At 62.2% G+C, this 25,703-nt stretch carries 19 protein-coding genes; 15 read left to right on the plus strand and 4 right to left on the minus strand.

All coding sequences use genetic code 11. From position 1 onward, the window contains the following. Positions 1-129 precede the first annotated feature (129 nt). From AC07W7_RS03045 to hemN, 3 genes are all read left to right on the plus strand, one after another. A complete protein-coding gene (locus tag AC07W7_RS03045; protein WP_169866509.1) occupies positions 130-573 on the plus strand; it encodes a CopD family copper resistance protein in 444 nt (147 codons plus the stop codon). Between the two features lie 82 nt (positions 574-655). Beyond that, a complete protein-coding gene (locus tag AC07W7_RS03050; RefSeq protein WP_495038650.1) occupies positions 656-1,981 on the plus strand; it encodes an oxygen-independent coproporphyrinogen III oxidase in 1,326 nt (441 codons plus the stop codon). Continuing rightward, the gene (gene hemN, locus AC07W7_RS03055) at positions 1,968-3,353 is read left to right on the plus strand and encodes an oxygen-independent coproporphyrinogen III oxidase (RefSeq protein WP_495038651.1); all 1,386 of its coding nucleotides are present in this window, start codon (positions 1,968-1,970) and stop codon (positions 3,351-3,353) included. The genes AC07W7_RS03050 and hemN overlap by 14 nt, the downstream gene beginning before the upstream one ends. 44 nt (positions 3,354-3,397) lie before the next feature. Here hemN and AC07W7_RS03060 read toward each other — a convergent pair whose 3' ends face one another. Genes AC07W7_RS03060 through AC07W7_RS03070 form a run of 3 tightly spaced genes read right to left on the minus strand, consistent with a single transcriptional unit; the run spans position 3,398 to position 6,686 of the window. After that, positions 3,398-4,237: a metal-dependent hydrolase gene (locus tag AC07W7_RS03060; RefSeq protein WP_169898160.1), complete on the minus strand. Its 840-nt coding sequence runs from the start codon at positions 4,235-4,237 to the stop codon at positions 3,398-3,400. Next, positions 4,237-5,133 (minus strand): SDR family NAD(P)-dependent oxidoreductase, encoded by an 897-nt coding sequence (locus AC07W7_RS03065; protein WP_099168221.1) that lies wholly within the window; start codon positions 5,131-5,133, stop codon positions 4,237-4,239. The genes AC07W7_RS03060 and AC07W7_RS03065 overlap by 1 nt, the downstream gene beginning before the upstream one ends. Further along, complete coding sequence (locus tag AC07W7_RS03070; protein WP_236309435.1) at positions 5,130-6,686, minus strand: flavin-containing monooxygenase; 1,557 nt, start codon at positions 6,684-6,686, stop codon at positions 5,130-5,132. The genes AC07W7_RS03065 and AC07W7_RS03070 overlap by 4 nt, the downstream gene beginning before the upstream one ends. A 301-nt stretch (positions 6,687-6,987) precedes the next feature. On the opposite strand from AC07W7_RS03070, the gene AC07W7_RS03075 reads away from it, so the two are divergent. From AC07W7_RS03075 to AC07W7_RS03120, 10 genes are all read left to right on the plus strand, one after another. Beyond that, the gene (locus tag AC07W7_RS03075; protein ID WP_495038652.1) at positions 6,988-7,986 is read left to right on the plus strand and encodes an alpha/beta fold hydrolase; all 999 of its coding nucleotides are present in this window, start codon (positions 6,988-6,990) and stop codon (positions 7,984-7,986) included. A gap of 326 nt (positions 7,987-8,312) precedes the next feature. Next, positions 8,313-9,590, plus strand: a complete 1,278-nt coding sequence (locus tag AC07W7_RS03080; protein ID WP_495038653.1) for an alkane 1-monooxygenase — start codon at positions 8,313-8,315, stop codon at positions 9,588-9,590. Between the two features lie 145 nt (positions 9,591-9,735). Continuing rightward, entirely contained in the window at positions 9,736-10,230 is a 495-nt protein-coding gene (praA, locus tag AC07W7_RS03085; RefSeq protein WP_169866502.1) for an alkane oxidation protein activator PraA, read from the plus strand. Positions 10,231-10,359: 129 nt separating this feature from the next. Continuing rightward, the gene (praB, locus tag AC07W7_RS03090; RefSeq protein WP_495038654.1) at positions 10,360-10,875 is read left to right on the plus strand and encodes an alkane oxidation protein activator PraB; all 516 of its coding nucleotides are present in this window, start codon (positions 10,360-10,362) and stop codon (positions 10,873-10,875) included. 124 nt (positions 10,876-10,999) lie between these two features. After that, positions 11,000-12,442: an outer membrane protein transport protein gene (locus AC07W7_RS03095; RefSeq protein WP_169866500.1), complete on the plus strand. Its 1,443-nt coding sequence runs from the start codon at positions 11,000-11,002 to the stop codon at positions 12,440-12,442. A 292-nt stretch (positions 12,443-12,734) separates the two neighbouring features. After that, a complete protein-coding gene (locus AC07W7_RS03100; RefSeq protein ID WP_495038655.1) occupies positions 12,735-15,260 on the plus strand; it encodes an acyl-CoA dehydrogenase in 2,526 nt (841 codons plus the stop codon). Positions 15,261-15,403: 143 nt separating this feature from the next. Beyond that, positions 15,404-16,747, plus strand: coding sequence for a 3-oxoacyl-ACP reductase (locus tag AC07W7_RS03105; protein WP_495038656.1), 1,344 nt, complete (start codon positions 15,404-15,406; stop codon positions 16,745-16,747). Between the two features lie 2 nt (positions 16,748-16,749). After that, positions 16,750-17,640: a MaoC/PaaZ C-terminal domain-containing protein gene (locus AC07W7_RS03110; RefSeq protein ID WP_495038657.1), complete on the plus strand. Its 891-nt coding sequence runs from the start codon at positions 16,750-16,752 to the stop codon at positions 17,638-17,640. Continuing rightward, the gene (locus AC07W7_RS03115) at positions 17,637-18,935 is read left to right on the plus strand and encodes an acetyl-CoA C-acetyltransferase (protein ID WP_495038658.1); all 1,299 of its coding nucleotides are present in this window, start codon (positions 17,637-17,639) and stop codon (positions 18,933-18,935) included. The genes AC07W7_RS03110 and AC07W7_RS03115 overlap by 4 nt, the downstream gene beginning before the upstream one ends. Positions 18,936-18,962: 27 nt before the next feature. Beyond that, positions 18,963-20,666: an AMP-binding protein gene (locus AC07W7_RS03120; RefSeq protein WP_099170713.1), complete on the plus strand. Its 1,704-nt coding sequence runs from the start codon at positions 18,963-18,965 to the stop codon at positions 20,664-20,666. A gap of 139 nt (positions 20,667-20,805) precedes the next feature. On the opposite strand, the gene AC07W7_RS03125 is transcribed toward AC07W7_RS03120, so the two are convergent. After that, positions 20,806-21,921, minus strand: coding sequence for a Gfo/Idh/MocA family protein (locus AC07W7_RS03125; RefSeq protein WP_495038659.1), 1,116 nt, complete (start codon positions 21,919-21,921; stop codon positions 20,806-20,808). Positions 21,922-22,250: 329 nt separating this feature from the next. Here AC07W7_RS03125 and AC07W7_RS03130 point away from each other — a divergent pair, with 329 nt between their 5' ends. Further along, a complete protein-coding gene (locus AC07W7_RS03130) occupies positions 22,251-23,291 on the plus strand; it encodes a WD40/YVTN/BNR-like repeat-containing protein (RefSeq protein ID WP_169898162.1) in 1,041 nt (346 codons plus the stop codon). A 15-nt stretch (positions 23,292-23,306) separates the two neighbouring features. After that, a complete protein-coding gene (locus AC07W7_RS03135) occupies positions 23,307-25,682 on the plus strand; it encodes an efflux RND transporter permease subunit (protein ID WP_099170336.1) in 2,376 nt (791 codons plus the stop codon). Positions 25,683-25,703 lie beyond the last annotated feature (21 nt).

Consider the following 25,703-nt stretch of genomic DNA (forward strand, 5'->3'; position numbering starts at 1 on the left):
AAGGCCCGTGGCACAAGGCTTGGGGCAAATGTTTCAACGATTATCAGGGCCCTTGACCCGTATCAAGGCAGCGTCCCCCCGCCCTGGGGCACAGTCATGCTACACGGACCGGCCCACTGTGAGGCGCTGATGCTCTATCTCCTGTTCCTGCTGGCCCATCTGTTCGCCGCGCTGGTGTTTATCGGCACGGTGTTCTTTGAAGTGTTGATCCTTGCCAGTGTGCACAAGCAACTGCCGGCCCGCGTCATGCTGTTGGTGGAGCAGGGCATTGGCCGTCGCGCCAGGGCCTTGATGCCATGGGTGCTGCTGGTACTGTTTGGCGCCGGTATCGGCATGGTCTGGTTGCGTTACCTGCCAGTGCTGGCCGCGCCGTCGAGCTCGGCATTCGGTGCCTTGCTGACCCTCAAACTGATCCTCGCCGCCAGTGTGCTGATGCATTTTTTGCTGACGGTGTGGTTGATGCGCCGCGGGCAGGTCAGCGCGGCCTATCTGCGCTTTGTCCATCTGAGCCTGTTCTGCCATATGGTCGCCATTGTGTTGCTGGCCAAGAGCATGTTCTACATCACCTGGTAAACGCCGGCGCTTGATGCATATCAAGGTGCGCTGTCCGGTCGCACCGCACAATGGGCCACCGTAGCCAGACCCGGAGGCCGTCATGCTCACTGTCATTCATCCCGCCCGCGAGTGGCGCCTGCGCCGTGACCAAAGCGTGCTGGACCAGGGCCAGGTCGACATCGGCAAATTCCATCCGGGTATCGGCTCCCTCGACCTGCTGCGCGCCTTGCGCAGCAGCCGTCAGCGCCAGCGCCCCCTGGCGCTGAACCTGCAATGGCCGGCAGGCCTGGTGACGGATGATTACCTGCGCGCCCTGGAGCAGGAAATCCACCTGGTCGGTTGCCACGTGGGCGGCCGGCAACCGGTGGACCAATTCCATCTGGGCGGCACCACTCCGGCGATTGCCGACCTGCAACGGCTGATGGCGCACTTGCGCAGTCGCCTGCACTTTCTGGAGCACGACCAGGGCGACTACAGCCTCGACCTCGACCCGTTGCACACCGACTGGGCGACCATGGGCCTGCTGCGGGACCTGGGGTTCAACCACATCAATATCGGCGTGCCGGACGCCAGTGCCGAAGCCGCGCCGTCGGTGGCCGGCTACCAGGACCCGGCGCCGATCCAGTCGCTGATCGACGCGGCGCGCACCTTCGGCTTTCGCTCGGTGAATGTCGACCTCGGTTATGGCCACGCCTGGCAGACCTGCGACAGCTTTGCAGCCAAGCTGGCCAGCCTGATCGCCCTGGAGCCGGACCGCCTGCAAGTGTTCGATTATGCCCAGGCCCCCCGGCGCTACCAGCAGCAGCCACCGCGTGCGCTGTTGTCGAATGCCGACAAATATGGCATGCGCCGCATCGCCTGGCAGCGCCTGGAGGCCGCCGGTTATCACTACATCGGCCTGGGCCAGTTCGTGCGTCCCGATGACGACCTGGCACTGGCCCAGGAACGCGGGCGCCTGAGCCGCAATTGCCAGGGCTTTACCCGGCACGGCTACTGCGACCATATCGGCTTTGGCCTGGGCGCCATCAGCCAGCTCGACACCCTGTACGCGCAAAACACCGAGGACCTGGCGCGCTATCGCCAGCAGTTGGACAGCGACCTGCTGCCCACCGCCCGCGGCTGGCGCTGCGAGGCCGGCGACCAGATCCGCCAGCACGTCATGGAGCGCCTGGCCTGTGACCTGGAGTTGGATATCCAGGCCCTGGAGCGCCGCTATGGGGTGATTTTCCCCCGCTATTTTTCGGCGATCTGGCCGCTGCTGGAGCATCTGCACCAGGACGGCCTGATTGATCTGTCCGAGCGCTTCCTCTGTGTACTGCCAGCGGGCCGGCAGCGGGTCGAAGCTCTATGCGCACTGTTTGACCGGGCAGGCAGCGCGGTTCCCCCTTGCTCCAACGATGAGACCATCGATCATGAAAGCGTTTGAGTTCAACCGCGCCCTGGTGCAGAAATACGACCGCCCGGGGCCGCGCTACACCTCGTACCCGACCGCGCCGCAGTTTCACTCAGCCTTTGCCCTGGACGATTACCAGCAGGCGGTGGCGGCCAGCAACCAGGCGTTGGCACCCAAGGCGTTGTCGGTGTATATCCACGTGCCGTTTTGCCAGAGCCTTTGCTACTACTGCGGTTGCCACAAGATCATCACGCGCAAGACCCACCGTGCCGTGGAATACCTGGGCTACCTCAAGCGCGAAATCCAGATGCAGGCGGCGCTGTTCGACCGCGCGCGGCCCCTGACCCAGTTGCACCTGGGCGGCGGTACGCCGACCTACCTCGACGATGGGCAACTGGCCGAATTGATGGACTGCCTGGCCCAAGGCTTCAGCCTGGATACCAGTGACAATCATGAGTTTTCCATTGAAGTGGACCCGCGCACCATCAGCGTCGAACGGATCCACAACCTACGCGGGCTAGGCTTCAATCGCCTGAGTTTTGGCGTGCAGGACTTTGATGCCGCTGTGCAGGCGGCGGTCAATCGCGTGCAGAGCGAAGAGCAGATCGTGCAATTGGTCCGGGCGGCGCGTGAGGCGCGGTTCAAGTCGATCAGTGTGGATTTGATCTACGGCCTGCCATTGCAGACCGTGGCCAGTTTCGACGTGACCCTGGCCAAGCTGATTGCCCTGCGCCCGGATCGCGTGGCGGCCTACAGCTATGCGCATTTGCCCACGCAAATCCGCGCCCAGCGCATGATCCGCCCCGAAGACATGCCCCCGCCGGAGCGCAAGCTGGAACTGCTGGAATTGACTATTCGCCGGCTGACCGAGGCCGGTTATGTGTATATCGGCATGGACCACTTCGCCTTGCCCGACGACGAACTGGCCCTGGCCCGGGCCAATGGCACCTTGCAGCGCAACTTCCAGGGCTACTCGACCCATGCCGATTGCGACCTGATCGGCCTGGGCGTGTCGGCCATCGGCAAGGTGGGCGACAGCTACAGCCAGAGCGTCAAGGAGTTGTCCCAGTACTACGCGCGGATCGACGCCGGGTTGTTGCCGGTGCAGCGCGGCTACCGCCTGAACGCCGATGACGTGCTGCGCCGCGACGTGATCAACGGCTTGATGTGCCATGGGCGCATCGACTTTGCCGGGGTCGAGGCCGGGCATGCGATCCGCTTTAGCGAGTACTTTGCCCAAGCCCTGTCGCGCCTGGATGAGCAAGTGGCGGATGGCTTGCTGCATATCCAGGACGATGGGGTGCAACTGTTGCCCCAGGGGCAACTGATGGTGCGCAGTGTGGCGATGGCGTTTGATGCGTACTTGGGCGGGGAGCAGAAGGGGCAGTTTTCGCGTACGGTCTGAGCCGTTGGCGTGCTGCAGGAGCCGGCAAGCCGGCTCCTGCAAGGCTACGTTCCGGCAACCGAGTTGGTGCGCTCCACTTCTTCCACCAGTTTATCGATCCCTTCCAGTCGCACCCGGTTATCGTGATCCCACGGATGAAACCCCGGCTTGAAATAATGCAGCCACGGCCGCGCCATGCGCGGGAACACACCCTTGGGTCCGTAGAGAAACTTCAGCATCCGCCAGAACCCCTTCAGATGCCCGCCCGCACGGCGGTCGGCGATCAGTAGGCGCAGGTGGAAATCAAACACCACCAACCAGAAAATCACCGTCGTGGACAACATGGCCCCGGTGCGCAGCAGATATCGCCCGGGCCCGGGCTTGATCACGCGGTTCCACACATCGAAGGCCACGGCCTTGTGTTCCGTTTCCTCCAGGGCATGCCAGTACCACATTTGCTGGTAGCCCTTGAGCGAATCGCCAAAGCGGGTGGGGTCGCTGAGCAGGATTTCCGCGAGCATCGCCGTGTAGTGTTCCAGGGCGATGGTCACCGCCAGGTTGAAGGCCGGCGGCAGGTGCTTCTTTTGCAGGTCGAGGAACATTTTCAAGCGCCGGTCGAGCAGATGGGCCGGCAGCCCGGCGGCTTGCAGCAGGTCGTTATAGGCCACGTGCTCACGGCTGTGCATGGCTTCCTGGCCGATAAAGCCCTGGATCTCCTTTTTCAACGCCGGGTCGTCGATGCGCTGGCGATAGTGGCGCACGCTGTCCATGAAGAACAGCTCGCCCTGGGGAAACAGCAGCGACAGGGCATTGAAAAAATGCGTGATAAACGGGCCTTGCTCGTGCCAGTCCTTGATGCGTTCGGCGGGCAGGGTGAAATGCAGGTCGCGGCGAATGGGCAGCATCATGGCGACTCCTGTTCAGAGAGGGGGTTGGGCAGCGGGGCCTTGCGCTGTTTGGGGGCCATGCGCCGGCTGGCAAACACCACCAGTGCCTGGTAGGCCGCCGGCAGGCAGCGCGCCAGCCAGTCCAGGGCGTAGGCATCGCGGCCGATCAGCACGCGGCGTTTGTTTTTGCGCACGCCTTGCAGGATCACCTTGGCGGCCTGGTCGGCGTCGGTGATAAACAGCTTCTCGAAGTCGGCGCGGGCCTGTTGTTCGCTGTGGATCAGGAACCCGGTCATGTTCGCGTCGATCCGGCTGCTGCGGCAGATGTCGGTACGGATCCCGCCGGGGTGCACGCAGGTGGCCGAGACCCCGCTGCGCTGCAAATCCAGCTCCTGGCGCAGGGCTTCGGTAAAGCCGCGCACCGCGAACTTGGTGGCGTTGTAGCCGCTCATGCCGGGCTGGGCGAACAGGCCGAACACACTGGAGGTGTTGACCACATGCCCGTCGCCGCTGGCCTTGAGGTAGGGCAAGAAGGCCTTGGTGCCGTAGACCACGCCCCAGAAGTTGATGCCGACGATCCACTCCAGGTCGGCATAGTCCACGCCTTCCACGGTACTCGACAGGGCCACCCCGGCATTGTTGAAAATCAGATTGACCTGGCCATGCTCGGCCGCGCAACTGGCCGCCCAATCCTCCATGGCCTGGCGGTCGGCAACATCCAGCTCCCGGGAGGTCACGCGGATCGGCGCCAGGGTGCTGCGCTGGATCAGCTCCACGGTTTGTTGCAGCCCGGCCTGGTTCTTGTCTGCCAGGGCCAGGTGGCAACCCTCGCGGGCCAGGGCCAAGGCCAAGGCGCGGCCCATGCCGGACGCGGCACCGGTGATGGCCGCCACACGGCCATTGAATGACTTCATGACAGGCTTCCTTCTGCGGTGGCATGGGGTGGTGTGACGGTGCGCAGTGTGGCGCCGGCTACCTGTGGGATGGCTTGATAATCACGCAGGGCGAACTGACGGGTGATTTGTTTGAAGCGCCAGGTCGAACCGGGCCACAACGTGGTGTTTTTGCCGGTACGCGGGTCGAGGTACCAACTGCGGCAGCCGCCGGTGTTCCAGATGGTGCGCTGCAGTTTTGCCTGGATTTGCTGGTTGTAGGCGCGTTCTACTGCTGGCTTGACCTCTACCGTGGCGATTTGCTGGCGGCGCATCTGTTGCAGCGCGTCGAGGATGTAGGTGACTTGCGCCTCGATCATCAGAATCATCGAGTTGTGGCCCAGGCCGGTATTGGGCCCGACGATCAGGAACAGGTTCGGGTAGCCCGGCACGGTGGTGCCCTTGTAGGCATGGGCGCCGTCGTGCCAGGCGTCCATCAAGTCGATGCCGCCGCGCCCGATGATGCAGTCGCGGGGCAGGGGATCGGCGGCCTGGAACCCGGTGCCGAAGATCAGGCAGTCGGCCGGGTGCTTGATGCCATCGGCGGTGATCACCCCATCGGCCTCGACCCGCAGCACAGGCTCGGTGACCACCTCGACATTACTGCGCGACAGCGCCGGGTAGTAGTCATTGGAGATCAGCACGCGCTTGCAGCCGATGGTGTAGTCCGGCCGCAACACCTTGCGCAGGGAAGGGCGCGCCACCTGTTTGTGCAGGTGGCGCAGGGCGATTTTTTGCACCACTTTCATCAGGCGCGGGTGCAGCGCAAACCCCACCACCCGACCTTCCAGGGCCCAATAGAGGGCCCCGCGCACCAGGCGCTGGGTGAACGGCAGATGTTTGAAGGCCCAGCGTTCAACCGGTGAAATGGGGCGGTCGGGCTTGGGCATGATCCACGGCGGGGTGCGCTGGAACAGGTCCAGGTGCGCCACCTGCGGGGCGATCTGCGGCACGAACTGGATGGCACTGGCGCCAGTGCCAATCACCGCCACGCGTTTGCCCTTGAGTGAATAGTCATGGTCCCACTGCTGGGAGTGAAAGCGCTTGCCCTTGAAACTGTCCAGCCCCGCAATATCCGGCAGTGCCGGGCGGGACAGGCCGCCCATCCCCGACACCAAGACCCGCGCACTGACCTGGCGCCCATTGCTGAACTGCAATTGCCAGCGTTGCAGTTGCTCATCGAACACCGCCCGTGTAAGCCCCATGCCAAAACACAGGTACGGCGCCAGTTCAAAGCGCTGCGCACAGTGTTCCAGGTAGGCGCGGATTTCCGCCTGGGGGGCGAACTGCCGGGTCCAGTCGGGGTTGGGCGCAAAGGAAAACGAATAGACGTGGGATTGCACATCGCAGGCGCAGCCCGGGTAGTGGTTGTCGCGCCAGGTGCCGCCCAGGGCGTCGGCCTGTTCGGCAATGAAAAAGTCGTCGAGCCCGGCCTGCTTGAGTTTGATCGCCATGCACAGGCCGGCAAAGCCTGAGCCGATGATCGCGATATCCACGCAATCTGCCGGGCCGCCCGGCTGGGTAGAGGCATTCATAGGGTGTCCCTCGTGGGCTGTAGGCGCCTGACGGGTATTGACATCGGATGTGCTCCTTTTTTTGTTTTTGGCTTTTAGATAGAACACCATTGCAAAGAAAAATTGTATTTATTATTTTAAAAAAGATTTTAAATAATCTACCTGAAAATGTCGTCTACGCTAGAACCTTGTCCTTTATGTGCGATTTGTCCGACGGACGAACGTTTTACGCACGCAGTTGAAGTCCAGGGTGTGGACGATAGCTGAGGTCTTGACCAATACCGGTCGGATCGCCAGCAGCAGGGAAGCAGAGGACCGAGCTATGGCTGTCGAATGGGTTGTCGCTGCGGCTGTGTTTATTGCTGTCAGTGCGCTGTTGTGGGGCTTGAGTGCCTGGATGACGCGCCGTATCGAAGCGGTTGTTCCAAGCAACGGGCGCTTTCTGGAGGTCGATGGCGAGCGCTTTCATTATGTAGACGAGGGCAAGGGCCCGCCGCTGGTGATGATCCACGGCCTGATGGGCAGCAGTCGCAACCTGACCTATGCCTTGTCCGCGCAATTGCGCGAGCACTTTCGGGTGATCACCCTGGACCGCCCCGGCTCAGGCTATTCCACCCGTCACACAGGCACCGGCGCCGACCTGCCAAGCCAGGCCCGGCAAGTGGCGACCTTTATCCAGACCCTGGACCTGGGCCAGCCCCTGGTGCTGGGGCATTCCCTGGGCGGAGCGATCTCCCTGGCGCTGGCCCTGGACCATCCCCATGCGGTCTCCGGGCTGGTGTTGGTGGCACCCCTGACCCATCCCCAGCGCATGCTTCCCCTGGTGTTTCTATCGTTGGCGGTGCGCCCGGCCTGGCTGCGGCGCTGGGTGTCGCGCACGCTGACGGTGCCCATCGGCCTGCTCACCAGCGGCGCGGTGGTCAAGGGCGTGTTCGCTCCTGACCCGGCGCCGGCCGACTTCGCCAGCCGTGGCGGCGGCCTGCTGGGGATGCGCCCCGACAACTTCTATGCCGCCTCCACCGAAATCGGCCTGGTCAACGATTACCTGCCGGAGATGGTCAAGCGCTATCCACAACTACGCCTGCCCATCGGCCTGATCTATGGCTCGCGGGACAAGGTCCTGGACTTTCGCAAGCATGGCCAGGCCCTGGCGGACAAGGTGCCGGGGCTGAAGCTGCAACTGGTCGAAGGCCGTGGCCATATGTTGCCCATCACCGCCACCGAGCGCGTGGCCGCCTTGGTCGAGCAGGTGGCCAAGCGCAGCAAGCCGGTGGCAAGCGCCACCGTCCTGCATCCGCCATTTGCGTTGGCGAGTAAATAATCGTGGGCCCCACGGCGTGGTCGAGAGTCGGTAACGCTTGCCCTAGACACCTGACCGAACGGATGAAAAAGAGACTGTCCGGTCACGTAAAAAAGGCCTCGAAAAAGTAGTTGACGACCTATTGGTTCCGCGCTATTTATTTAAAAAAATATTTCAATATTTATTTTGAAATGATTTTTGAAATGCCTAAGAGCGAATAAAATAATGAAAAAAACGCCTTTTATCGCATGGTTTATTTCAAGTGGCCTTCAGTGCCGCCTGAACCTGTTTCCTGTCTCTTTTGCTTCGCTCTCCCTCCCTGCCGCGCAGTGCAGCCGGAGGTTGTCATGAGTCAGACCCTGGCCGCCCCGCACGTCTGGACCGACGGCAAGCGCCACCTGTGGTGGCTCGGCATCATGCCTTTGGCAACCCCGCTGCTGTCTGGCGCCCTGGCCATCACCACCGGTGTACAACAACTGTGGTGGGTCGGTGTACTGGTGATTTTCGGGCTGATCCCGTTGATCGACGGCCTGCTCGGCGAAGACGTCAGCAACCCGCCGGAATCCGCTGTCAGCGGTCTTGAATCGCAGCAGTACTACCGCTGGATCGTTTACACCGGGGTGTCGTTGGTTATTTCATCCCTGGTGATGACCGGCTGGCTGGCGGTCAGCGGCATCGACTGGATGATCAACGGGGGGCTGCTGCAACTCACGGCGTCCATGGACCCATCGAGCTGGATGGCGCAAACCGCCAGCTTCCTGACCGCCCGGGTGCAACTGCATGGCGAGGTGAGTGGGTTCACCTACCTGGGCATGGCCATGTCCACCGGCGCCGCCACTGGCATCGCGATCAATACTGCCCATGAGTTGGGGCACAAGCCGCGCCTGCTGGAGATCGTGCTGGCCAAGATCACCCTGGCGCCGACCTTCTACGGGCACTTCTACACCGAACACAACCGTGGCCATCACGTGCGCGTCGCCACCCCGGAAGATCCGGCCAGCTCGCGGTTGGGGGAGAGTTTCTGGGCCTTCCTGCCGCGCTCGGTGTGGTTCAGTGCGCGCTCGGCCTGGAACCTGGAACGCGAACGCCTGCGCAAGCTCGGCCTGCCGGCGTGGCACTGGAAGAACGGCGTACTCAGCGCCTGGATGTACAGCGTGGTGTTGTGGGGCGCGATGATCGCCTGGCTGGGTGCGGCGGTGATTCCCTTCCTGTTGATCCAGGGCATTTACGGCTTCTCGTTGCTGGAGGTGGTGAACTATGTCGAGCATTACGGGCTTAAACGCCAGAAGTTGCCCAATGGCCGTTATGAACGTTGCTCGCCGCGCCACTCCTGGAACAGTAACCGTATTGTCACCAATATCTTTCTGTTCCAGTTGCAGCGCCACTCCGATCATCACGCTAACCCGACCCGTAGTTATCAGTCGTTGCGCCACTTTGATGAATCGCCGCAACTGCCGTATGGCTACGCGAGCATGATTGTCTGGGCCTATGTTCCTTACTTGTGGCGCCGACGCATGGATCATCGGGTACTGCGGCATTATTCGGGGGATGTCACCCTGGCCAATATCCAGCCATCCAAACGCTTGAAGATACTGGAGAAGTACGGCAAGACCAGCACCTTCTAATGTGAATCAACTGCTGTAAGGCGCACTCGGGGTCTGTGTATCGCGCAGGTTTTCATCGCCCACGGTTTGCCGGTTTCGAGTGCTTTAAGTTGCAAGAAAGTTGTTTGACCCTAACAAAAATAAAATCAAGGGAAGGGCGTACACCATGCACACACCTGCCAAGTTCACAACGCATATCGTGCTCGCTGTACTGGGTCTTATTGCCTATCACCAGGCCCAGGCCGCACGTATCGAACCCGCCGGCAGCGCCTTCACTGCCCAGGGCCCCATCAGTTTTTCCAAGGGCGCGCTGATCAGCGCCGACTGCACCATCAAGGTGGCGGGCAAGGTCGCGGCGGATGGTTCGCACGTCAATGTCGACAAGGTCGAGTTCGACGGCGGCCTCAAGTGCAGCCGCGTCGAAGCCACTAACTTGCCGTGGATCCTGGTGGCCAAGGATGCCAAGAGCGGCTCCATGTCGAAGATCAGCGTCGATGTGCACGCCTTTGGCCTGGGCGGCAAGTGCGGCCCGTCTACCGCCGAGGGCACCTGGGATAACGCCACCGGCAAGTTGGAAGCGGCCAATGTGCCAATCGGTGAAGACTGCAAGATCAAAACGGTATCGATCAAGATGCCGCCGACGTTCAAAGTTGTCGAGTAAGTACCCGAATTTGTAGTGGTAATTGCATTGAAATTTGGCTGGAAAGGGAAGTTCTGCTGTTTCTCCGTGACCTCTCGATCATGGCCATTACCCCGGCGAAATGACTCGCCATACATGTGAGGAAAAATAATGAAAAGTTTGAAAACCCTCGTTTGTGTAAGTTCGTTTGCTTTGTGCTTTGGCGCGGCTTCGATGGCCAGTGCGGCGTCTTTTAGTCCAATTGGAGCGACGTTCGTCACCGATGCCGCTGGTACTATCATTGTTAAATCGCCGTCCTCGTTCCAGCAGCCGGTGACCTGTAAGGCGGTATTTGAAGGCAAGGTGCGTCCTGATGGTAAGGCCGACATCACCAAAGTAACCATCTCTCCAGGATCAAGTGCACTGTGCAACCTGCCTAATATCACTGGTTTGCCTTGGTTGCTGGAAGCCACCAGCACAACCGCCGGGAAAGCTCACAACGTGGGGTACACGATCACCTCGTTCCCTCCAACCAACTGCGGCCCTTCATCTATTGATGTAGTGCTGGCATCAACCCCAACACCATTTCCAAGCATTACTCTCGCTGCGAACAACCAACCGCTTAGCGGCAGTTGCACGGTGGTGACGCTGAACGTGAGCGCTACCGGCGTCACGATCATTCCTTGAGGTTGGGACTTCCTAAATAGGGTTGATCACCCGTGAAAAACAGGTGCCTCGTCAGAGGCATCTGTTGAGGTAAAGCCGTTCGGTCCAACTGGCTGTGACAAATAAAAACAATAAGGAGTGACGCATGAATAATAAGAAGCAGCAGGCCCAGGCGTTGTTAGGCCTGGCATTGTTGGGCGGGCTGATAGCTTCAGCAGGCTCCGTTCAGGCGGGAGGCTTCATGACGCCAACCGCCAACACTGCTGGCTGGGGACGTGCATTTGGTGGTGGGTCGATGTTTAAGAACGATCCATCAGCCGCCTACAACAACCCGGCTGCGATGGCCTTTATTGACAAGACTATTTCGCAGTTCACCATCAACTACGCAAACATCGATATCAAATACAAGGGGGCGGCGTATGACTACGCGGGTAATCCGTCTTCCACCACGGTCTTTGATCCCAATACCGGTGAAGTAACATCGACACCTCGCACAGGTGACGGTGGCCAAGGCGGCTTTGAGGCATGGGTACCCACCGGCTTTATGGTGATCCCGATCAACGACCGTTTTGCCTTTGGCCTGAGCCAGGTGGTGCCCATGGGCGCCCGCACAACCTGGGATGAAGACTGGAAAGGCCGCGATTTTGCAGTGGATACCCGCATCGAAACCGTTGGCTTGACCGGTTCCCTGTCGTTCAAGGTCAATGATGAGTTTTCCATCGGCGGCGGTGCCATTCTCCAGCACACCAAAGGTTTTGTAAGCCAGAACGTCGACCTGTATGCAGCCGCCGCGCAGTCGCCGGACTTCGGGATGATTCCGTTCCCGGCTGGCCAGGGCTTCGCCTTGATGCGCGTCAAGGTCGACAACAATTCCCTGGGCTGGTTTGCAGGTATGACCTGGAAACCCACGGCGCAAGACACCCTGGGCTTGAATTACCACGCCAAGATCAAGAACAAGCTGGAAGGCAAGTACAACATGTACGCCGATCCGGGCTCGGAAGGGCTGATGACTACCCCTGTACTCGACGGTAAAACCCTGGTCGAACTGGCGTACCCTGGGCTCAAGCTGTATCCGGGCGGCGCCAATGCGTCCACGCAACTGGACATTCCTGCCAATGCGTCCCTGGACTGGGTACACGACTTCTCTGACCGCCTGACCCTGGGCGCCAGCGTGACCTGGACCCAATGGTCGTCCTTTGAGGCGCTGACCTTGAAGTCCAATGGCAGCACCATTGTGTCGATCCCGTACAAGTACAAGAACACCTGGATGTATTCGTTCGGCGGCGACTACAAACTCACGGATGATTTCACCGTGCGCGCCGGTGTGGCCTTCGACCAGACCCCAACCCGCAACTCCACCCGTGACCCGCGTATCCCGGATGGGGACCGCACCTTCGCTTCCCTGGGCTTTGGCTACAACATCCGCGCCATTCCTGGCCTGAGCATCGACGGCGCGTATTCCCGCCAGTTTGTGGAAACTGTCAAGCTCAAGACCAAGAACGTTGATCGTCTGGGCGCGGCGTCGCTGGATGGCAAGTCCGAGGCCAAGGGCGAAGTGGTCAGCCTGTCGGCCACCTACGCTTTCTGACCTGTTGTTGTCTCTGCGTAGTCCCAGGGTAAACGTGTAGTCAGCGCATCTTTCTACTGCGTTTACCGGGTGCTGCACCGGTGGGTCGCCCACGCGACCCCTTGTGATTTCCTTCCCTTATTGGCATTTCGGCTGACGCGTTCGGCCGAGAATTATTTCGCAAACCAATTAAATAAAAATTTCAAAACAAAATTTGAATTTGTCTTTTCAAGTTTGTAGTGTGGTGATCAGTCGCAGGCCATACCGACCTGCTGATAGGCGTGCCGCGCCCTGAACAAGTAGAGGTATCTTGATGGTTATCTGGTTATTGGCGGGACTTGCCGCGGCGACTGCCCTGGCGTATCGACAAGCCGCAGCCACCCTGTGGCTGGGCGCTGGCCTGGTGTGGTGGGCGGCGGGTTATCTGTTCAATGTAGTCGCAGGGTTTGGCCTGGGCGTTGCCGCGCTGCTGGTGGTGGTGCCGGCGCTGCTGCTGAGCATCAAGCCCCTGCGCCGTACGTTGTTGACCAGCAAGGTCCTGGGTCTGTTTCGTACGATCATGCCGGCCATGTCCGACACTGAGCGCGCGGCTATCGAGTCTGGCACCGTGTGGTGGGACGCCGAGCTGTTCAGCGGCAAGCCCAATTGGCCGCGCCTGTTGCAAGCCGCGCCGGCGCGCTTGAGCGCCGAAGAGCAGGCGTTCCTCGACAACGAAGTGGAAACCCTCTGCGACATGGCCAATGACTGGGAAACCACCCAGGTCTGGCAGGACCTGTCGCCCGAAGGCTGGCAGTACACCAAGGATGCCGGCTTCCTCGGCATGATCATTCCCAAGCAATACGGCGGCAAAGGCTTCTCCCACTATGCCCACTCGCAAGTGGTGATGAAGCTGTCGACCCGTTGCTCGGCGGCGGCGATTTCGGTGATGGTCCCCAACTCCCTGGGCCCGGCCGAGCTGTTGCTGCATTACGGCACCGACGCCCAGCGCAATTACTACCTACCGCGCCTGGCCCGTGGCGAAGACATTCCGTGTTTTGCCCTGACCAGCCCCTATGCCGGTTCCGACGCCGGGGCGATTCCCGACCTGGGCATCGTCTGCAAGGGTATGCATGAAGGCCAGCAAGTGCTGGGTTTCAACGTGACCTGGGACAAGCGCTATATCACCCTCGGCCCCATCGCCACGGTGCTGGGCCTGGCCTTTCGCGCCGAAGACCCGGACGGCCTGCTGGGCCAGCCCGGTTCGCTGGGCATCACCTGCGCGTTGATCCCCACCTCCCATCCCGGGGTGAACAGTGGTCGCCGTCACTGGCCCCTCAATGCGGTGTTCCAGAACGGCCCGACCACCGGCAAGGACGTGTTTATCCCCCTGGAATGGGTGATCGGCGGCCGCGAACAAGTGGGCAACGGCTGGCGCATGCTGATGGAATGCCTGGCGGCCGGGCGGGCGATTTCCTTGCCGTCGGCCAACGTCGGCCTGGGCAAGGTGGCGGTACGCGGCACCACGGCCTATGCGGCGATGCGCAAGCAGTTCGGCCTGCCGATCGGCAAGTTTGAAGGGGTGCAGGCGCCGTTGGCGCGCATGGCCGGGCACCTGTATGCCTGCGATGCAGTGCGCAAGGTCTCGGTGGCGTCGTTGGATGCCGGCGAGAAGCCCTCGGTGATCTCGGCAATTGCCAAATACCACGTCACCGAGCGTGCGCGGATCATCGTCAACGACGGCATGGATATCGTCGCCGGCAAGGGCATCTGCATGGGCCCCAACAACTTCCTGGCCCGCGCCTATCAGCAAAGCCCCATCGCGATCACGGTGGAAGGCGCGAACATCATGACCCGCTGCCTGATCATCTATGGCCAGGGCCTGATCCGTTGCCATCCCTACGTGTTTCGTGAAATGGAAGCGGCGCGCAACCCGGATAAGCGCCAGGCGTTGCTGGCGTTCGACAGTGCTCTGTTCGGTCACCTGAGCTTTGTGCTGGCCAATACCGTACGTGCGGCGGTGCATTCCCTGACAGGCGGGCGGCTGCTTGGCGTGCCGGCCAAGACCGACCCTTCGCTTGCGTCCTACTACCGCCAGGCCAATCGGCTGTCGGTGGTGCTGGCGTTGATTTCCGATATTTCCATGGGCGTGCTGGGCGGGGCGCTCAAGCGCAAGGAAAGCATCACCGGGCGCCTGGGCGATATTCTTTCCCAGCTCTACATCCTGTCCTGCGTGCTCAAGCGCTTTGAGGACGATGGCCGGCCCCAGGCCGATCTGCCCTTGGTTCACTGGTCGGCCCAGGATGCGCTGTTGCGGGCCCATGAAGCCCTGGCCGAAGTGCTCGACAACTACCCCTCCAAGTCGGCGGCGGCAGTGATGCGTGGCTTGAGCTTCCCGTTGGGCATTCCCCAGCGCAAACCCTCCGACCGCCTGCTGGCCGAGGTGGCCGAATTGGTGCAGACCCCGGGCGAAAGCCGCGACCGTTTGCTGGCCAATTCCTATATCCCGCGCCCGGAAGTCGACAAGCTGGCCTATGGCGAGTTGGCGTTCCGCCTGCTGCCCCAGGTGGAGTTGATCGAAGGGCGGCTCAAGGCGGCCGTCAAGCAAGGCACCCTCGAACCGATGCCGATCAGCGCCACGGCCTTTACCACCTGGCGCATCAAGGCCCGGGCCCTGGATTTGATCAGCGCCGACGAAGACGCCTTGCTGGCGCGCTACGTGGAGTACGCCGACCACGGTATCCAGGTGGACGACTTCCCGCAGGACTTCGGGTTGCTGGAGGCCTTGCAAAAACGCCAGCAGGCGTTGGAGCAAGCAGCCAAACCCAGCAGCAAAAAACGTGAAAACGCCCCGGTGAACTAAAGACCAACACGCACCCTGTAGGAGCTGGCTTGCCTGCGATGGCGGTGTGTCTGTGCCAAAGATGCAATCTGACACACCGCCATCGCAGGCAAGCCAGCTCCCACAGGAGATTGGGTTTGCAGGTCAGGAAAACGGATCGATTTATGAGCGACAGCTACCTCTCTTTTGTTAATTCTGCCTGGGGCCGTCGCCTGGCCCAGACCATTGGCTTGCCGCAACCCTTACCCCTGCAACGCCACCGCAGCGGCCAGCCAGGCCTGGCCAACCCGGTGATCATCGCCGGGGCAGGGCGCCTGGCGGACGAGGTGCGGCGCCTCTTCAAGGCCACCGACACCGTGCCGGCCCAGGCCGCCACGCTCAAGGCGCCGTCCACGGTCAAGGTCCAGGGTGCGGTGTTCGATGCCAGTGCCGTGCTCGACCTCAAGCAACTGGACGAACTCTACGCATTCTTCCATGCCAACGTCCGGCGCCTGGGGCAACACGCACGGGTGGTGGTGCTGGGCACCGCGCCCGAACACTGCCAGGACTTGCCCCAGGCCATCGCCCAGCGCGCCCTGGAGGGGCTGGTGCGATCCCTGGCCAAGGAGCTGCGGCGGGCGATCACGGTGCAGTTGATCTATGTGGCGCCGGGTGCCGAGCAGGCGTTGGATAGCAGCCTGCGCTTCTTCCTGTCGCGGCGTTCGGCCTATGTCTCGGGGCAGGTGGTGCGCCTGGAACAACCGGTCGATACCGCCCCCGCCATCAACTGGGACAAGCCCTTCAGCGGCCGTCGCGCCCTGGTCACCGGCGCCTCCCGCGGCATCGGCCTGGCTATCGCCCAGGTCCTGGCCCGTGACGGCGCGCAGGTGGTGTGCGTGGATGTGCCGCAAGCGTTGCCAGCCCTGGAGCAGGCGGCCAGCAGCGTCGGCGGCCAGGCCTGGGCGCTGGACATCACCGCCGCCGATGCGGTGCAGCAGTTGCAGGCTTATGTGGCCGAGCGCGGTGCGTTTGATGTGGTGGTGCATAACGCCGGGATCACCCGCGACAAGACCATCGCCAAGATGACCGAAACCGCCTGGCGCAGTGTGCTGGCGGTCAACCTTGAAGCGCCGTTGCAGTTGAGTGAAGCCTTGTTGCAAGGGCAGGGGCTCAAGGCCGGTGGGCGGATTGTCTGTGTGTCGTCGATCTCCGGGATCGCCGGCAACCTGGGGCAAAGCAATTACGCCACCTCCAAGGCCGGGGTGATTGGCCTGGTGCAGGGCCTGGCGCCAGTGGCGGCGTCGCAGCAGGTCACGGTCAACGGCGTGGCGCCGGGGTTTATCGAGACCCAGATGACCGCGAAAATCCCGCTGCTGATTCGCGAGGCGGGGCGGCGCATGAATTCCCTGTCCCAGGGCGGGCAGCCGATTGATGTGGCCGAAACCATCGCCTGGCTGGCGCACCCGGCCTCGGGCGGGGTCAATGGCCAGGTGGTGCGCGTGTGCGGCCAAAGCCTGTTGGGAGCCTGAGCATGGACGACGTGACGCAGATTATCGACCCGCCACCGTCGCGCCAGCGCCTGCTGCTGGCCGGCCTGTTGGCGCTGCGCAAACCCAAGCTGCAAGGCGCTCCCACGTTGCCCCGGGAACGCCTGGTGCGCTCGGCGGTGGCGTTGAGCGCCAAGGAAATTGCCGCCTATGGCCGGGCCTGTGGCTTTCGGCGCGAGCAAGGGGTGCCGCTGTCCTATCCCCATGTGCTGGCGTTCCCTTTGCATTTGATGCTGCTGACGCGCCCGAGCTTCCCGTACCCGGCCAGCGGCATGGTGCATCTGGCCAATCGCATCCGCCAGCACCGGCGCCTGCAGGAAGGCCAGGCCCTGCGCCTGGAAGTGTTTGCCGAGCGCTGGGTGGCCCATGCCAAGGGCCAGGCCTTGAGCATCGCCACCCATGCCTACAGCGCTGGCGAGTTGGTGTGGCACAGCGACAGCCTGTACCTGCGCCGGGATGTGGCCAATCCGGTGGGCGAGCCTTGGGGCGACACCCTGGCATTGCCCGAAGAAGGCGTGCGGCGCACTCAGCGCTGGGTGTTGCCGGCCGATCTGGGGCGGCGTTTTGCCAAGGTGTCGGGGGATTTCAACCCGATCCACACCTCGCTGATCGGCGCGCGGCTGTTCGGCTTTCGCCGGGCCATCGCCCATGGCATGTGGACCCTGGGCCGCGCCCTGGCCGCCCAGCAACCCCCAGGCGGGCTGGATGTGGCCGAGGCCCATTGCGAGTTCAAGCTGCCGATCTTCCTGCCCGGCCAGGTCGCCCTGTGGAATGCCCCGGCAGACGGCCCGCGCCGTGCGTTCGAGGTGCGCAACCTGGACGGTGACAAACCCCATATGCGTGGCCTGTTTATCTGGAATGAGAACCACCGATGAGTGACTACAGTTTCAACCCGGCCCCCACCCGCCGCGTGGCGATTGTCGGCGGCAACCGCATCCCGTTTGCCCGTTCCAACACGGTGTATGCCCACGACAGCAACCAGGATTTGCTGGTGGCGGCGCTGCAAGGCCTGGTGGACCGCTACCACCTCCATGGCCTGCGCCTGGGCGAGTTCGCCGCCGGTGCGGTGATCAAGCACTCGCGGGACTTCAACCTGGCCCGCGAATCGCTGCTGTCCACCACCCTGTCCCCCGAGACCCCGGCCTACGACCTGCAACAAGCCTGCGGCACTGGCCTGGAGGCGGCGTTGCTGGTGGCCAATAAAATCGCCCTCGGCCAGATTGAAGTGGGGGTTGCCGGGGGCGCCGATACCACCTCCGACGCGCCCATCGGCCTCAATGAGTCCCTGCGCCGCACGCTGCTGGCGGCTAACCGGGCCAAGGGCACGGGCAACAAATTGCGCAGTCTGTTGCAGGTGCGCCCGTCGATGTTTTTCAAGCCGCTGCTGCCGCGCAATGGCGAGCCGCGCACCGGCTTGTCCATGGGCGAACATTGCGAAGAAATGGCCAAGCGCTGGCAGATCAAGCGCCTGGCCCAGGACGAGTTGACCCTCAGCAGCCACCAGCGCCTCGATACGGCCTATAACAACGGCTTTTTCGACGACCTGATCAGCCCCTATCGCGGCCTGTCCCGCGACAACAACCTGCGCGCCGACGCCAGCCTGGAGCAGCTCGCCAGCCTGGCCCCGGCCTATGACCGGCAGCACGGCACCCTCACGGCCGGCAACTCCACGCCCCTGACCGACGGCGCCTCGGTGGTGCTGCTGGCCAGCGAGGCATGGGCCGCCGCCCGTGGCCTGCCGGTGCTGGCCTACCTGCGTACCGGCGAGACCGCGGCGGTGAACTTCGTCGATGGCAGCGAGGGCCTGCTGATGGCCCCGGCCTATGCCGTGCCCCGCATGCTGGCGCGTGAAGGCCTGGGTTTTGCCGACTTTGATTTGTTCGAGATCCACGAAGCCTTTGCCGCCCAGGTGCTGTGCACCCTCAAGGCCTGGGAAGACGCCGACTACTGCCGGGAGCGCCTGGGGCTGGACGCGCCGCTGGGGCCTATCGACCGCGCCAAAATGAACGTCAATGGCGGCTCGCTCGGCTGCGGTCATCCCTTTGCCGCCACCGGTGGCCGCCAGTTGGCGGCGCTGGCCAAGGCCATCCACCTGCGCGGTGGCGGGCGCGGTTTGATTTCCATCTGCGCCGCCGGCGGCCTGGGCATTACCGCCATCGTTGAAAAGTAGCCGTACAACAACAATAAGGAGACTGCGATGAATGCTGTAAGCCTGGACCAAACCGAACGTATCTGGCTGGACGCCTACCTGCCTGGCGTGCCCAGCGACATCGATGCCGGCATCGAGGAATACCCGTCGTTGCGCGAGGTCTTCCTCGAGCACTTGCACAAGTACCGCGACCGTGTGGCCTACGTCAGCATCGGCACCGAAATGACCTACGCTACCTGGCAGGCCCAGGGCCTCGCCTTTGCCGCCTGGCTGCAGGCCCAGGGCGTGCGCAAGGGCGATCGCGTGGCGTTGATGATGCCTAACTGCTTGCAGTACCCGATCTGCCTGCTGGGCACCCTCCTTGTCGGGGCGGTGGTGGTCAACGTCAACCCGTTGTACACCGCCCATGAACTCAAGCACCTGCTCAAGGACAGCGGCGCCGAGACCGTGGTGATCTTCGAGAACTTCGCGCACACCCTGGAAAAAGTCGTGGCCGGCAGCACGGTCAAGCGCGTGGTCATTGCGGCCATTGGCGACCTGCTGGGCACCTTCAAGGGCGCGGCGATGAACTTTATTCTGCGCCGCGTGCAAAAACAGGTGCCGGCCTTCAACCTGCCGGGTGCGCTGCGCTTCAACCAGACGCTCAAGCAGGGCCGGGGCCTGACCCACACCCCGGTGCCGCTGGCGCGTGAAGAGTTGGCGTTCCTGCAATACACCGGCGGCACCACCGGCGATGCCAAGGGCGTGATGCTCAGCCACCGCAATATCATCGCCAACCTGTTGCAGGCCAAGGCCTGGGTGGGCGATCAACTGGACCAGAACCAGCAGGAAACCAACGTTACCTTGCTGCCGCTGTACCACATCTTTTCCCTGACCGTGAATTGCCTGATGTTCATGTGCCTGGGCGGGCGCAATATCCTGATCGCCAACCCACGGGATGTGAAACGGGTGCAGATGATCCTGCGCAAGGAGCGCTTCAACGGGATTGCCGGGGTCAATACCCTGTTCAACGGCTTGCTGGAGAACGCCGAGTTCCGCGCCCGGGACTTTTCCGACCTGCGCCTGGTGATCGCCGGCGGCATGGCCACCCACACGGCGGTGGCCAAGCGCTGGAAAGACGTCACCGGTTTGCCGATCATCGAAGGTTACGGCCTCACGGAATGCTCGCCGGTGGTGAGCATCAGCCCCATCGATATCTCACGCATGCGCGACATGGAATTTACCGGCAGCATCGGCGTGCCCTTGCCGTCGACCTGGGTGCGCTTTATCCGCGAGGACGGTGAACTCGCCGACATCGGTGAGCCGGGTGAGTTGCAGGTGCGCGGCCCGCAAGTGATGCAGGGCTACTGGAAACGCCCCAAGGAAACCGCTGAGGTGCTGGACGCCGAGGGCTGGCTGTCGACCGGGGATATCGGGGTGATGAATGAACAGGGCTTTATCCGCCTGGTGGATCGCAAGAAGGACATGATCCTGGTGTCGGGCTTCAACGTGTACCCCAATGAAATCGAAGACGTGGTGGCCTTGCACCCGGGCGTCGCTGAAGTGGCGGCGATTGGCGTGGAAGATGGGGTGACCGGGGAGAAGGTGAAAATAGTGGTGGTACGCCGCGACCCGACCCTGACCCAGGAACAACTGCTAGCCCATTGCCGGGAGTACCTGACCGGGTACAAGGTGCCCAAGTTTGTCGAGTTCCGCGTCGAAGAGTTGCCCAAGACCACGGTGGGCAAGGTCCTGCGCCGGGCGTTGCGCTGAGGTGCACGCGATCTAATGTGGGAGTGGGCTTGTGTGGGAGCGGGCTTGCCCGCGATGGCGGTGTATCAGTACCAGATTTGTTGGCTGACCCACCGCTATCGCGAGCAAGCCCGCTCCCACACAAGCCCGCTCCCACATTTTAGACCTCATTGAGGTTGACCCAGCGCTCTTCCCGTGCAGCGATACGAATCGCCGCTGCCAACCGCTCCACCTCCCACGCCGCCTCAAAATCAGTCCCCGCCGCACCTTGCCCGGCCAGGGCCATGATCAACTCCTGCACCTCCAGGGTTTTCAACTCGTTGTACCCCAGCTGATGCCCCGCCGCCGGGCTGAAGGCGGCATAGCCGGGCAGGGCGGGGCCCGCCAGTAAACGCTGGAAACCCGGGTCACCGGTGCGAAACAGGCGCAACTCATTCAAGCGCTCCTGATCGAAGGCCAGGGTGCCGCGTGTGCCGCTGATCTCGAAACTCAGGTGATTCTTATAGCCGTGCTTGAGCCAACTGCTGCTGAGGGTGCCGCGTGCGCCATTGGTAAAACGCAGCAGGGCCTGCACCTGATCGTCCACCGCAATCGAGCGCATCTCGGCGCTGCCAGGGCTGGCCGGGCGTTGGCCATGCACGGTCTGGCTGTCGGCGCACACCTTGCTCACATCGCCCAGCAAGTAACGCGCCATGGCCAGCAGATGACTGCCCAGGTCCGCCAGGGCGCCGCCGGCATGCTCTACCTCACAACGCCAGGACCAGGGCGACGCCGGGTCGGCCATAAAGTCTTCACTGAACTCGCCCTGGAAACTGATGATCTGCCCCAGCTCGCCGGCCTCGATCATCTGCCGCGCCAGGATGATCATCGGGTTGTGCTGGTAGTTGTAGCCGACCCGCGTCACCACCCCGGCCTCGCGAGCGGCGCGGCGCATGGCGTCGGCTTGTTGCAGGCTGGTCGCCAGGGGTTTTTCGCAATACACCGCCTTGCCCGCCGCCAGGGCGGCCATGGCCATGGGGTAGTGCAGGTGGTTGGGGGTGGTGATGGCCACCAGGTCCACGTGTGGGTCATCAATCAACTGTTGCCAGTCGCCATGGGCCTTGGCAAAGCCCCAGGCGCTGGCGCAGCGTTGCGCGCGCTCGGTGTCGGCATCGGCCAGGGCCGCCAGCGTCAGTTGGCAGGGCAGGTCAAACACCGCACGGGCGTTATTGAACGCCAGTGCGTGGGCACGGCCCATAAAGCCTGTACCGATCAGGCCGATTCCAAGTGCGCGCATGGCGGTGGTCCTTTTTGAATTATTTTTTCAGGAAGGCAATTAATAGAATAAAAATTCCTAATTATCAATCCATGGAATAAAAATACCGCCAAGCAGGTGTGGGCAACTCATCATTCCAGCGAATGCAGCTATATTCAGCGCGAAGGCAAAAGGCCTCTAGTTAACAAAAGATAACGTAGCGCCGATTGTCAGACGATTCCAAAGCCCGATAGGATGGCCCCTGCTTCCTCAAGGGGCTCTAGATTGCAGGTTTGCGCACTGCGAACACCCTGCAAGGTGTTACGACCTAACAATAATAAATGGGAGAAAGGTCTATGAGTGAGCCTGTCATGGGTGTGGGTTTTTGCCGCCCGCTCGCATCGCGCAAGGTCGCGGTGCTGGCTACAGCGCTCTCGCTGCTGGGGGTTGTCGCGTTGTCGACGGCTGCCCAGGCTGCAACCGACGCCGCAGAACCTGCGGCATTTGCCATTGAATCGCCCAGGGCCGAAAAAGGCCTGATGATCGACGTCGTGCAGGCCGGCAAGCGCCTGGTGGCGGTCGGTGATCGTGGGCATATCCTCTATTCCGATGATCAGGGCGCGAGTTGGGTGCAGGCCAAGGTGCCGACCCGGCAGTTGCTTACGGCGGTGTTTTTTATCGACGGCCAGCATGGCTGGGCGGTGGGGCATGACGCCAAGATCCTCGCCAGCAGCGATGCCGGGGCTACCTGGACTGAGCAGTTCAAAGACTTGAGCCGTGAGGCGCCGCTGCTGGATGTGCTGTTCAACGACCCCAACCACGGCTTTGCGGTGGGCGCCTACGGTGCGCTGATCGAGACCACTGACGCGGGCAAGACCTGGGAGGATGTCAGCGACCGCCTCGACAACGAAGACCAATACCATCTCAACGCCATCGCCCAGGTCAAGGACGCCGGCCTGTTTATCGTTGGCGAGCAGGGCAGCATGTTCCGCTCCAGCGACCAGGGGCAGACCTGGGAAAAACTCGAAGGCCCCTACGAGGGCTCGCTGTTTGGCGTGATCGGCACCGCCCAGCCCAAGACCCTGTTGGCCTACGGCTTGCGCGGCAACCTGTTCCGTTCCACCGATTTTGGCGACACCTGGCAACCGGTGGAGCTCAAGGCCGCCCGGGGCGCCCTGGAGTTTGGCCTGTCGGGCGCGACCCTGCTCGACGACGGCAGCCTGGTGGTGGTCGGCAACGGCGGCAGCGTGGTGGTCAGCCACGACGATGGCCAGACCTTCAGCGTATTCAACCGCCCGGACCGCATTTCACTTTCGGCGGTGACGGCGGCGGGCAATGGCGACTTGATTCTGGTGGGGCAGGGTGGCGTGCGCGTCGCCGAGCCAACCGGCGCCGAACGCAAAAAACAATAAGAAGGCGGGGATAGAATGAGCAGTCATCACAACGATAAAGCGACCTTTCTTGAGCGCCTGATTTTCAATAACCGCCCGGCAGTGATCGTCATCTGCCTGCTGGTGAGCATTTTCCTGTTCTGGCAGGCCACCTTGATCCGGCCCTCCACCAGCTTTGAAAAAATGATCCCCCTGCAGCACCCCTTCATCGAAAAAATGATGGAGCACCGCAACGACCTGGCGAACCTGGGCAACACCGTGCGTATCTCGGTGGAGGCCAAGGATGGCGATATCTTCAGCAAGGAATACATGGAGACCCTACGCCAGATCAACGACGAGGTGTTCTACATCTCCGGTGTTGACCGCTCTGGCCTCAAGTCCCTGTGGAGCCCCAGCGTACGCTGGACCGAAGTGACCGAAGAAGGCTTTGCCGGCGGCGAAGTGATCCCGCAGAGCTACAACGGCTCGCCGGAAAGCCTCGACCAGTTGCGCAACAACGTGCTCAAGTCCGGCCAGGTCGGGCGCCTGGTGGCCAACGACTTCAAGTCGAGCATCGTCGATATCCCGCTGCTGGAGTCCTACCCCGACCCGCAGGACCAGGGCAAATTGCTGGCCCTGGACTACCAGAAGTTTTCCCATGAACTGGAAGACAAGATCCGCAGCAAGTTCCAGGAGCAGAACCCCAACGTCCAGATCCATATCGTCGGTTTCGCCAAGAAAGTCGGCGACCTGATCGACGGCCTGATCATGGTGGTGCTGTTCTTTGGTATCGCCTTCGTGATCACCCTGGTGCTGCTGTTGTGGTTCACCAACTGCCTGCGCAGCACCGTCGCGGTCTTGATCACCACCCTGGTGGCGGTGGTCTGGCAACTGGGCTTGATGCACTTTTTCGGATTTGGCCTGGATCCGTATTCGATGCTGGTGCCGTTCCTGATCTTCGCCATCGGCATCTCCCATGGGGTGCAGAAGATCAACGGTATCGCCCTGCAATCCAGTGAGGCCGACAACGCCCTGACGGCCGCGCGCCGTACGTTCCGGCAACTGTTCCTGCCGGGGATGATCGCGATTCTCGCCGACGCCGTGGGCTTTATCACCCTGCTGATCATCGACATCGGCGTGATCCGGGAACTGGCCATCGGCGCCTCCATCGGCGTGGCGGTGATCGTGTTCACCAACCTGATCCTGCTGCCGGTCGCGATCTCCTATGTGGGCATCAGCAAACGCGCGATTGCCAAGAGCAAGAAGGACGCCAACCGCGACCATCCGTTCTGGCGCCTGTTGTCGAACTTCGCCAGCGCCAAAGTCGCACCCATCTCCATTGCCCTGGCCCTGGTCGCCTTCGGTGGCGGCCTGTGGTACAGCCAGAACCTGAAGATCGGCGACCTCGACCAGGGTGCCCCGGAACTGCGCCCGGACTCGCGCTACAACAAAGACAACAATTTCATCATCAGCAACTATTCCACCAGCTCCGATGTGTTGGTGGTGATGGTCAAGACCCGCGCCGAAGGCTGCTCGCGCTACGAAGCCATGGCGCCCATCGACCAGTTGATGTGGAAGATGCAGAACACCGAGGGCGTGCAGTCGGCGATCTCCCTGGTGACCGTGTCCAAGCAGATGATCAAGGGCATGAACGAGGGCAACCTGAAATGGGAAACCCTGTCGCGTAACCCGGATGTGCTGAACAACTCCATCGCCCGCGCCGATGGCCTGTACAACAACAACTGCTCCCTGGCGCCGGTGCTGGTGTTCCTCAACGACCACAAGGCCGAGACCCTCGACCGCGCGGTACGGGCGGTGCAGGACTTCGCCAAGGAAAACAACAAGGACGGCCTGGAATTCATCCTCGCCGCCGGTAACGCCGGGATCGAAGCAGCCACCAACGAGGTGATCAAGGAAGCCGAGCTGACCATCCTGATCCTGGTCTACCTGTGCGTGGCGACCATGTGCATGATCACCTTCCGTTCCTGGGCGGCGACCTTGTGCATCGTGCTGCCGCTGGTGCTGACCTCGGTGCTGGGCAACGCGCTGATGGCGTTCATGGGCATCGGCGTCAAGGTCGCGACCTTGCCGGTGGTGGCACTGGGGGTGGGGATTGGCGTGGACTACGGTATCTACATCTACAGCCGCCTGGAAAGCTTCCTGCGTGCGGGGTTGCCGTTGCAGGAAGCCTATTACCAAACGCTCAAGTCCACCGGTAAGGCCGTGCTGTTTACCGGCCTGTGCCTGGCGATCGGCGTCTGCACCTGGATCTTCTCGGCCATCAAGTTCCAGGCCGACATGGGCCTGATGCTGACCTTCATGCTCCTGTGGAACATGTTCGGTGCACTGTGGCTGCTGCCGGCCCTGGCGCGGTTCCTGATCAAGCCGGAGAAACTGGCGGGGCAGAAGGGCAATTCGCTGTTTGCCCACTGAGCCTTAATCCGCGAGCGTGTG

This window comes from Pseudomonas sp. GW821-FHT01D09, from assembly GCF_059422465.1.

Excerpts from the sequence above, each read along its gene's own strand:
- AC07W7_RS03045 (WP_169866509.1), top strand. The coding sequence starts at position 130 with ATGCTCTATCTCCTGTTCCTGCTGGCCCATCTGTTCGCCGCGCTGGTG.
- AC07W7_RS03050 (WP_495038650.1), top strand. The coding sequence starts at position 656 with ATGCTCACTGTCATTCATCCCGCCCGCGAGTGGCGCCTGCGCCGTGAC.
- hemN (WP_495038651.1), top strand. The coding sequence starts at position 1,968 with ATGAAAGCGTTTGAGTTCAACCGCGCCCTGGTGCAGAAATACGACCGC.
- AC07W7_RS03060 (WP_169898160.1), bottom strand. The coding sequence starts at position 4,237 with ATGCTGCCCATTCGCCGCGACCTGCATTTCACCCTGCCCGCCGAACGC.
- AC07W7_RS03065 (WP_099168221.1), bottom strand. The coding sequence starts at position 5,133 with ATGAAGTCATTCAATGGCCGTGTGGCGGCCATCACCGGTGCCGCGTCC.
- AC07W7_RS03070 (WP_236309435.1), bottom strand. The coding sequence starts at position 6,686 with ATGAATGCCTCTACCCAGCCGGGCGGCCCGGCAGATTGCGTGGATATC.
- AC07W7_RS03075 (WP_495038652.1), top strand. The coding sequence starts at position 6,988 with ATGGCTGTCGAATGGGTTGTCGCTGCGGCTGTGTTTATTGCTGTCAGT.
- AC07W7_RS03080 (WP_495038653.1), top strand. The coding sequence starts at position 8,313 with ATGAGTCAGACCCTGGCCGCCCCGCACGTCTGGACCGACGGCAAGCGC.
- praA (WP_169866502.1), top strand. The coding sequence starts at position 9,736 with ATGCACACACCTGCCAAGTTCACAACGCATATCGTGCTCGCTGTACTG.
- praB (WP_495038654.1), top strand. The coding sequence starts at position 10,360 with ATGAAAAGTTTGAAAACCCTCGTTTGTGTAAGTTCGTTTGCTTTGTGC.
- AC07W7_RS03095 (WP_169866500.1), top strand. The coding sequence starts at position 11,000 with ATGAATAATAAGAAGCAGCAGGCCCAGGCGTTGTTAGGCCTGGCATTG.
- AC07W7_RS03100 (WP_495038655.1), top strand. The coding sequence starts at position 12,735 with ATGGTTATCTGGTTATTGGCGGGACTTGCCGCGGCGACTGCCCTGGCG.
- AC07W7_RS03105 (WP_495038656.1), top strand. The coding sequence starts at position 15,404 with ATGAGCGACAGCTACCTCTCTTTTGTTAATTCTGCCTGGGGCCGTCGC.
- AC07W7_RS03110 (WP_495038657.1), top strand. The coding sequence starts at position 16,750 with ATGGACGACGTGACGCAGATTATCGACCCGCCACCGTCGCGCCAGCGC.
- AC07W7_RS03115 (WP_495038658.1), top strand. The coding sequence starts at position 17,637 with ATGAGTGACTACAGTTTCAACCCGGCCCCCACCCGCCGCGTGGCGATT.
- AC07W7_RS03120 (WP_099170713.1), top strand. The coding sequence starts at position 18,963 with ATGAATGCTGTAAGCCTGGACCAAACCGAACGTATCTGGCTGGACGCC.
- AC07W7_RS03125 (WP_495038659.1), bottom strand. The coding sequence starts at position 21,921 with ATGCGCGCACTTGGAATCGGCCTGATCGGTACAGGCTTTATGGGCCGT.
- AC07W7_RS03130 (WP_169898162.1), top strand. The coding sequence starts at position 22,251 with ATGGGTGTGGGTTTTTGCCGCCCGCTCGCATCGCGCAAGGTCGCGGTG.
- AC07W7_RS03135 (WP_099170336.1), top strand. The coding sequence starts at position 23,307 with ATGAGCAGTCATCACAACGATAAAGCGACCTTTCTTGAGCGCCTGATT.